Origin of the sequence: Acinetobacter sp. UBA3025 (assembly GCF_002367915.1) — a bacterium.
Classification (GTDB): Bacteria; Pseudomonadota; Gammaproteobacteria; order Pseudomonadales; family Moraxellaceae; genus Acinetobacter.
Window position 1 is genome coordinate 1 of record NZ_DFDO01000109.1, and the last position, 8,228, is coordinate 8,228.

Annotated in this window: 7 protein-coding genes and 1 pseudogene; 5 read left to right on the plus strand and 3 right to left on the minus strand. The window is 39.7% G+C overall.

Annotated features, from left to right (window positions below):
• Nucleotides 1-1,188, minus strand: a 1,188-nt coding sequence (locus B4J23_RS04595; protein ID WP_291358924.1) for a phosphoenolpyruvate carboxykinase (GTP), incomplete at its 3' end; no start/stop codon positions are given.
• A 414-nt stretch (nt 1,189-1,602) separates the two neighbouring features.
• On the opposite strand from B4J23_RS04595, the gene B4J23_RS04600 reads away from it, so the two are divergent.
• From B4J23_RS04600 to groL, 4 genes are all read left to right on the plus strand, one after another.
• Entirely contained in the window at nt 1,603-2,541 is a 939-nt protein-coding gene (locus B4J23_RS04600) for a diacylglycerol/lipid kinase family protein (RefSeq protein ID WP_125278724.1), read from the plus strand.
• Nucleotides 2,522-3,298, plus strand: a complete 777-nt coding sequence (locus tag B4J23_RS04605; RefSeq protein ID WP_125278723.1) for a metallophosphoesterase family protein — start codon at nt 2,522-2,524, stop codon at nt 3,296-3,298. Before B4J23_RS04600 ends, B4J23_RS04605 begins: the two co-directional genes overlap by 20 nt.
• 178 nt (nt 3,299-3,476) lie before the next feature.
• Entirely contained in the window at nt 3,477-3,767 is a 291-nt protein-coding gene (locus B4J23_RS04610) for a co-chaperone GroES (protein WP_004646315.1), read from the plus strand.
• Nucleotides 3,768-3,836: 69 nt separating this feature from the next.
• Nucleotides 3,837-5,471, plus strand: coding sequence for a chaperonin GroEL (gene groL, locus B4J23_RS04615; RefSeq protein WP_005234685.1), 1,635 nt, complete (start codon nt 3,837-3,839; stop codon nt 5,469-5,471).
• Nucleotides 5,472-5,541: 70 nt separating this feature from the next.
• On the opposite strand, the gene B4J23_RS04620 is transcribed toward groL, so the two are convergent.
• Nucleotides 5,542-6,048 carry a copper resistance protein NlpE gene (locus B4J23_RS04620; RefSeq protein ID WP_125278722.1) on the minus strand — a complete coding sequence of 169 codons (507 nt, stop codon included), beginning with the start codon at nt 6,046-6,048 and terminating at the stop codon, nt 5,542-5,544.
• Between the two features lie 230 nt (nt 6,049-6,278).
• Here B4J23_RS04620 and B4J23_RS04625 point away from each other — a divergent pair, with 230 nt between their 5' ends.
• Nucleotides 6,279-7,445, plus strand: coding sequence for a helix-turn-helix transcriptional regulator (locus tag B4J23_RS04625; protein ID WP_125278721.1), 1,167 nt, complete (start codon nt 6,279-6,281; stop codon nt 7,443-7,445).
• Here B4J23_RS04625 and B4J23_RS04630 read toward each other — a convergent pair.
• A pseudogene (locus B4J23_RS04630) lies at nt 7,440-8,228 on the minus strand (integrase core domain-containing protein); the annotation flags it as partial. The gene B4J23_RS04625 and the pseudogene B4J23_RS04630 overlap by 6 nt on opposite strands.

An 8,228-nucleotide genomic window follows, 5' to 3' on the forward strand; every position in this document is an offset into this window, starting at 1 on the left:
CGCTCTTCCGATGCATTGACCAGCAGAAACTGTGAAACGAGCATTCGGATGAGCCGCTTTTTCTTCGCCAGTATGTGGTTGGCCTTTCCAGTTAGTCAGATTCGCAGGTGCTTCTTTAGTCAGACCTTCCCACCAAACTTCACCGTTGTCAGTTACAGCAACGTTTGTATAGATCACGTCTTTATGAAGCGTTGCCATACAGTTCGGATTCGTTTTGGTATTTGTACCAGGCGCTACACCGAAGAAACCAGCTTCAGGGTTAATTGCATATAAGCGGCCATCTTCACCTGGTTTGATCCAGGCAATATCGTCACCTACAGTTTCAATTTTCCAACCTTCATAACCTGCTGGTGGAATCAGCATCGCGAAGTTTGTTTTACCACAAGCAGATGGGAATGCAGCTGCGATGTAGTGTTTTTCGCCTTTAGGGCTAGTCACGCCAAGGATTAACATGTGTTCAGCTAACCAGCCTTGTTGACGACCCATATAAGATGCAATACGTAAAGCCAGGCATTTTTTACCTAACAATGCGTTACCGCCGTAACCAGAACCAAATGACCAGATTTCACGAGTTTCTGGGTAGTGCACGATGTATTTTTCTTTGTTGCAAGGCCAAGCAACATCTTTTTGACCTTCTTCAAGTGGTGCACCCACAGTGTGTACGCAAGGAACAAATTCACCATCTGTACCTAGAACGTCATAAACAGCTTTACCCATACGAGCCATTTTAGACATGCTGACTGCTACATAAGGAGAGTCAGTTAATTCGATACCGATGTGCGCAATGTGTGAACCCAATGGACCCATAGAGAATGGAACCACATACAGGGTACGACCTTTCATTGAACCATCAAACAGACCATTCAATTTTTCGCGCATAACTGCTGGATCTTCCCAGTTATTGGTCGCGCCAGCATCTTCTTTATTTGCAGAACAGATAAAAGTACGGTCTTCAACACGAGCAACGTCAGAAGGATCAGAATTTGCAAGATAAGAACCAGGATGTTTCTCTTGGTTAAGCGCTTGCATTGTGCCGTTAGCGATCATCAAGTCGATATAACGTTGATATTCTTCTGCGCTACCGTCACACCATTCAATTTTTGCTGGTTTTGTTAATTTAGCAATTTCTTCCACCCATGCAATAAGCTTAGGGTGACGAACGAATTCTGGTGCGTTCACTTGGGTCATGGTGAGGCCTATCTCAAATGTGTACAAAATTTTGTACAAAGTACAATCTGGTCAATAAAATACTGGCCAGATGAAATATGAAAAAAAGTGGCTGTATTAAAGCATAAAATCATCAAAAAAATAAGACTAAAGAAGTGCTGGATTTTATTTGGAATATTATGCTATTTTCTGTTTAAATTTATATAAAACAATAAGATATAAATAAATTCAAAATCTTAAATATGTATTTATTAGCTTTATGTGTGGTATTTATTTTAATTATTTTTATTTAAATCAAACCTTTAAATAAAATTGTTCAGTTATATTTGTTATTGATTAAATAAATGGTCGCCATTCGAATTTTACATAAAGCAACTATTAATTGTTTATGAATTGGACAAAATGCCAATAGGTGTGCATCAATCTGTGTAAAAAATGTCTAATCAATCTAAACCCTTATCCATTATTTATAATCATAATTCTGGTTTCCGTCTATTCGACCAGCAAGAAAAATATGAGCAATTACTAGATATTTTCGCAGTGCATGATTTTGAGACTAAAGCTTTTGAAATCAATGATCCAGAACAGTTCAAAACAGTGATTGCTGAAGTGCTGCAACGGCATCAACAATCGCCAGATCACGGTGTGGTCGTGGCAGCAGGAGGAGATGGAACGCTCAATTCAGTCGCCAAACACCTGCTTGAAACTGATATTCCAGTCGGAATATTGCCTTTAGGGACTTTTAACTATGCGGCAAGATTGCTGGATATTCCCTTAGATTTGGTTGAAGCCGCACAAGTCATTGCAACGGGCCAAACCAAATGTATCCATGTAGCACGTATTAATCAGGAAATCTACCTGAACAATGCTAGTCTGGGCTTATATCCCTTATTTATTAAAAAACGTGAAGACTATAATCGTATTTTTGGCCGTTTCCCTTTACATGCCTATACCTCAGCACTCGATGTGTTGATTCGTGACCGTAAAGAATTAAAACTGGAAATCTGGGTAGATCAGAAGAAATATCCGGTCAAAACTCCACTGATTTTCTTTGGTAATAATCCACTTCAACTAGCAGACATGAAAATGCGGATTGCCCAAGCTGCTGAGCAAGGGAAGGTGGCTGGAGTTGTGGTCTCCAAAAGTGACAAGCTGACGTTATTCAAGCTGGTATATCAGTTAATTCGGGGCAAGATTGATCAAGCCTCAGATGTTTATAGTTTTGCTGCAGATCAGGTGCGAATTGAGTCTAAACGTAAGAAATTAATGGTGGCTATAGATGGAGAAACGGTAGAAATGACACCACCTTTAAATATTTCAGTTTTAAAAAATAGTTTAAGTGTAATGGTGCCGCATGATTCTGCATCTCTCTGATCTGCATTTTGGTACAGAAAGACCTGAATGTTTAGAGGCTATTCAGCAATTCTGTCAGGATCATCCATTGGAAGCGGTGGTAGTCAGCGGCGATCTCACCCAGCGAGCACGTTTGGGGCAGTTTTTTGCCTGTAAACGGTTTCTGGATCAGTTGAATACGCCTTATCTTGTGATCCCGGGGAATCATGACATTCCGCTTTATCATTTATGGAATCGACTATTTACTCCATTTACCCGTTATCAATTATTTTTTGGTGAACTTGAGCCTGTTTTAGAAACCGAACATTTTTATCTGATCGGGGTAAATTCGATTAGACGTCGATATCATACCAAAGGCCATTTATCCCTTGAGCAGATTCAAAGGATTGACCTGAAACTACAGCAGGCACCTGCTTCCAAAATTAAGATTATTGTCAGTCATCAACCTTTTTATGTGCCATTTCAGAATAGGCGGGGGTTTAAGGATATTCCCCTGATGGCCAAAATTGCATTGGAGTCCTGGTCGCAACATGGTCTGTTTGCTGTATTGCATGGGCATTTGCATCGTATCGCAGTCTATGATTTGAACCGTATATTCGAATTGGGAGGAGATCATCCGGTTTATGATGTACATGCCGGGACTTCTGCGTCGCATCGGCTCCATAAGAATCAGCCGAATAGCTTTAATGCAATTGATGCAACAGGAAAAATTACGCAATATTGTTTTGATGAACAGTTAAAAACCTTTGTTCCACAGCCTGATCCCATAAATAAATAGACAAAAAATACGCAATCCATCAAAAAATTAAAAAAAAACCAATTTTTTTTCATTTTTGCCCTTGAAGCGTTTTATTCCATCTCCATAAAAAGGACATCAAAAAATTTTGATGATGACCAATGGAATAAATAAGTCGTCATCGGTGATCTAAAAAAGACTTAGTCTGATGGAGTTATTTATGAGCAACATTCGTCCATTACATGACCGCGTTGTTATTCGTCGTGTTGAAGAAGAAACAAAAACAGCTGGGGGCATCTTACTTCCAGGTTCTGCTGCTGAAAAACCTGCACAAGGTGAAATCATTGCAGTTGGTAATGGTCAAATCACTGACAATGGCGTACGCGCGTTAGACGTAAAAGTTGGCGACAAAGTATTGTTCGGTACTTATGCAGGTACAACTGTAAAAGTAAACGGCGAAGAACTTTTAATCATGAAAGAGTCTGACATTCTGGCAGTATTAGAAGCTTAATCTGCGCCAGATCGTTTTACTCATTCCAATTCAGATTTTGTAAAGATACAACAATATTCGGAGTCAAATATGTCAGCTAAAGACGTAAAATTTGGTGATTCAGCTCGTTCAAAAATGATCGCTGGTGTGAACATCCTTGCAGATGCGGTGAAAGTGACTTTAGGTCCTAAAGGCCGTAACGTTGTAATCGACCGTTCTTTCGGTGCACCGCACATCACTAAAGATGGTGTATCTGTTGCGAAAGAAATCACCCTAAAAGACAAATTCGAAAACATGGGTGCGCAACTGGTTCGTGAAGTTTCTTCAAAAACCAATGATATCGCAGGTGACGGTACAACAACTGCAACTGTATTGGCTCAAGCAATCCTGAACGAAGGGATCAAGTCAGTAACTGCGGGTATGAACCCAATGGATCTGAAACGTGGTATCGACCTTGCAGTTAAAACTGTTGTTGAAAATATTAAACAAACTGCAAAACCAGCATCTGATTCTAAAGCGATTGAGCAAGTCGGTTCGATCTCTGCAAACTCTGACACCACTGTAGGTTCTCTGATTGCACAAGCGATGGAAAAAGTGGGCAAAGAAGGCGTAATCACTGTTGAAGAAGGTTCAGGCTTCGAAGATTCGCTTGATGTGGTAGAAGGTATGCAGTTTGACCGCGGTTATATCTCTCCGTACTTCGCAAACAAACAAGACACGTTGACTGCTGAACTTGAAAACCCATACATCCTGTTGGTTGACAAGAAAATTAGCAATATCCGTGAATTGATCACTGTTTTGGAAGCTGTTGCGAAAACTGGTAAGCCTCTTCTTATCATCGCTGAAGATGTTGAAGGCGAAGCGTTGGCTACACTTGTAGTGAACAACATGCGCGGTATTATCAAAGTATGTGCGGTTAAAGCACCTGGCTTCGGTGACCGTCGTAAAGCAATGCTTCAAGATATCGCGATCCTGACTGGTGGTACTGTAATTTCTGAAGAAATCGGTATGCAGTTAGATCAAACTTCACTTGAACACTTAGGTACTGCACATAAAGTAACTGTATCTAAAGAAAATACAGTGATTGTTGATGGTGCTGGTGATGCAAATCAGATTTCTGAGCGTGTTCAGCAAATCCGTGCACAAATCGAAGAATCTACTTCTGAATATGACAAAGAAAAACTTCAAGAACGCGTTGCTAAATTAGCAGGCGGTGTAGCAGTCATCAAAATCGGTGCTGCAACTGAAGTTGAAATGAAAGAAAAGAAAGACCGTGTAGACGACGCACTTCATGCAACTCGTGCTGCAGTTGAAGAAGGTGTTGTTGCAGGTGGTGGTGTTGCACTGGTACGTGCTGCATCTGCACTTGATGGTTTGACTGGTGCTAACGATGACCAAAACGTAGGTATCAACATTCTTCGTCGTGCAATCGAAGCTCCTCTTCGTCAAATCGTAGCCAATGCTGGTGATGAGCCATCTGTAGTGATCAATGCTGTGAAGAACGGTGAAGGTAACTATGGCTATAACGCTGCGACAGGCGAATACGGTGACATGCTGGAAATGGGTATTCTTGACCCTGCTAAAGTAACTCGTTCTGCACTTGAGCATGCAGCTTCTGTTGCTGGCTTGATGTTAACAACTGAATGTATGATCACTGAAATTCCAGAAGAAAAACCAGCTATGCCTGATATGGGCGGCATGGGTGGTATGGGCGGTATGATGTAATTCATCGTTCGATCATATGATGTAAAAAATCCCCGCATTTGCGGGGATTTTTTATTAAGTTAGAAAATAATTAAGGTGATTTTTTAACTAATTTATAATTCAGATTACTCTGTATTTCCTTACCTGTTTCTATATCACGAGCTTCAACGAAATTATCACCTACATAAAACTTCCGGTTTTCAGCTTTTCCATCTAGGACGATAATAGAAGGTTGTTGAGGATCGAAAGTGAAGCTACCTTTGGTTTCAGTTTCATTATTTCCAGTTTTACCTAAATATTCCTCACTCAATTCATAAGTTTTGTCAGGATTAAGATCTAGTTCAACTTTAATACCTTCGCAGTCAGCACACGGGAAAACACCTTCATATTCACCTGCCCAGTTTGAGTTGGCAGTGGCATTACTGCTCATCTCAGTACTCATATTGCTTTGACTATTTGTAGTCTCTGTAGTAACAGGAGCATTTGTGGTATTAGATTGAGTATCTGCACTGGCCATATCGCGGTCATTCTGTTTAGAACATGCACTTAAACTAGTAACTGTTACTACCAATAAAGCAGGCCATAATATTTTTTTCATTGAAGATTATCCTCTTGTTCTTCTGTATTAGGATTTACATTAAAAGTATGAGCTATCAATATACAGAGAGATCTTGTTAAAAATTGATTCGTTAAGTGAAACGGATTAAATATATGTAGATGAGAAACTAAGATAATTAAAATACAAAATAAGCGATAGGTTTTCTTTAGTTTAACTTTATAAATCTTAAGGTTATGATTTGATATAAATAATTATTAAAAAGAGCGGTTATGAAAGCAGAACGGGAAAATAATATCATCGCGAAAATATATGATGCTGCTTTATTGCCTGCTTTATGGCTAGAGGTCATTCAGGATATTGTGCAATATACCCAGAGTCATAGTGCAATTTTTACCGGTCTTGATCAATTCAATCCCGCCTATGACTTTGTTTATACTTACAATATCCCGGAAGAAAGTCTGGCTGCTTATCAGGATGAACGGATTCGGGTCATTGACATGAAGCTGCATATGCCTTTATGGAATAAAATTGATATGGGGGAGGCACTTAATCAGGACTGCCGTCATTATGCAGATCAACCTGGAACAGAGCAGTATATCTTTTATGAAAAATGCCTTAAGCCTACAGGGATAGGGTATATGGCAAGAGTATTGCTGGACAGAGGAAATTATCGCTGGGCAGTCATAGGACTACATCGTGCTCCGTACACTCAAGGTTTTGAAGTAGCTGAACTGAATTTTCTCAAACGGATCGGTATACATTTACGTCGCTCTTTACAGATTCATCGGCAAATCAGTTTAGTACAACAAGACAATATCAGCTTATATACCATATTGGACTGTTTAAAAATCGGTATTATTTTGTTGGATCAGGATCTCAAGCTGTCTTATTCAAATCCACTGGCACAAAGCATGATTGAAGCTTCAACATGTCTGGAAATGGATATGCATAACCGCCTAAAAACACTGGTAGGTGATCAGGAACGTCTGGACAGATTGCTGTCCAGTGCTTTGCTGGAAGATACCAGTATGTCGAGTGAAATAGGCGGAGTCCTGGCTTTGCAGGATTCTAAAGGACAGCAATTGATGCTCACTGTTGTGCCTTTTAAAAGATTAAAAAAGATGCAGCAATTTTCTGAAGCTCAGCATCAGATTGCCGTATTTATGACAGACAAAAATCGGCATTATTCATTATCCAGAGCTTATTTACAGCAAGCATATCAACTGTCGAAACGTGAATTTGATTTGTGTGAGCTTTTAATCAATGGCTATAAATTAGAAGAAATTGCGACAAAATGTGGGATCACTTTAAGTTCAGTACGCACTTATTTTAAAAATATTTATGAAAAAACTGACTGCACTTCACAAATTGAACTGATGCACTTATTGATGGGATGTACGATTCATTTTGAACATATTAATTTGTGTGATTCATAGAGATCGTTTCAATTTAGCGATCTCTAAATCCATCTTGTAATTGGCATGTTGAATCCGTTCATTTGAGGGGCTGTATTGCTTCTGGACTTCATCTGCGAAAGGAGTTTCTTCACATAATTCAAAGTACCTTTCCATCGGTGTTTTACCTTTCAAAGCTGAATGTGGTCTCATCCAGTTATAGTAATGCTGCCATTCTGCCAGTTTGTTCTGGATATCCTCTGAATCGATATCTACAGTAGCGTAGAACTCAGATTTATCAGTCTTTTGTGAGCGCTCTACCTTGCCATTCAGATGAGGTGAACCTGGTTTATTTGGCCTAAATTTCATTCCATGCTGCATCATTTTTTTCTGTACTTTTTCAGCAAAGAATTCTCGTCCACGATCGGTCTGTATTCGCTGTATGGGAAAAGGCATTTCTTCAATTACGCAGTCTAAAAAGTCGAGAGTATTCGCTGCTGTTCGGCGTTTATATATCCTTAAAACGCGATATCGTGTGCAGTCATCGGATATAGTCCAGGACCCAGTTTACAGGCATCCATTTGAATTCTATCGCCTGGTAATGGGCGTTCATAACGAATGAAATCTACTTTACGACGGAATTTTTTAATCGGTTTGACTTGATGGGTGGATAGTACTTTATGGATAGTCGCTAAGGACAACGAGACTCCGTGCAGCCTCATTAATTCTGTTTGCAAACGTCGAGCACCAAGATTTCTAGCCGAGCGCATTTCTAAAATCAATGCTGAGCTAGAAGCTTTAATATTAGAAATGCGCTCGGCTAGA

Coding starts and splice junctions, on each gene's coding strand:
- B4J23_RS04620 (WP_125278722.1), bottom strand. CDS start 6,048: ATGAAAAAAATATTATGGCCTGCTTTATTGGTAGTAACAGTTACTAGT.
- B4J23_RS04600 (WP_125278724.1), top strand. CDS start 1,603: ATGTCTAATCAATCTAAACCCTTATCCATTATTTATAATCATAATTCT.
- B4J23_RS04610 (WP_004646315.1), top strand. CDS start 3,477: ATGAGCAACATTCGTCCATTACATGACCGCGTTGTTATTCGTCGTGTT.
- groL (WP_005234685.1), top strand. CDS start 3,837: ATGTCAGCTAAAGACGTAAAATTTGGTGATTCAGCTCGTTCAAAAATG.
- B4J23_RS04605 (WP_125278723.1), top strand. CDS start 2,522: ATGATTCTGCATCTCTCTGATCTGCATTTTGGTACAGAAAGACCTGAA.
- B4J23_RS04625 (WP_125278721.1), top strand. CDS start 6,279: ATGAAAGCAGAACGGGAAAATAATATCATCGCGAAAATATATGATGCT.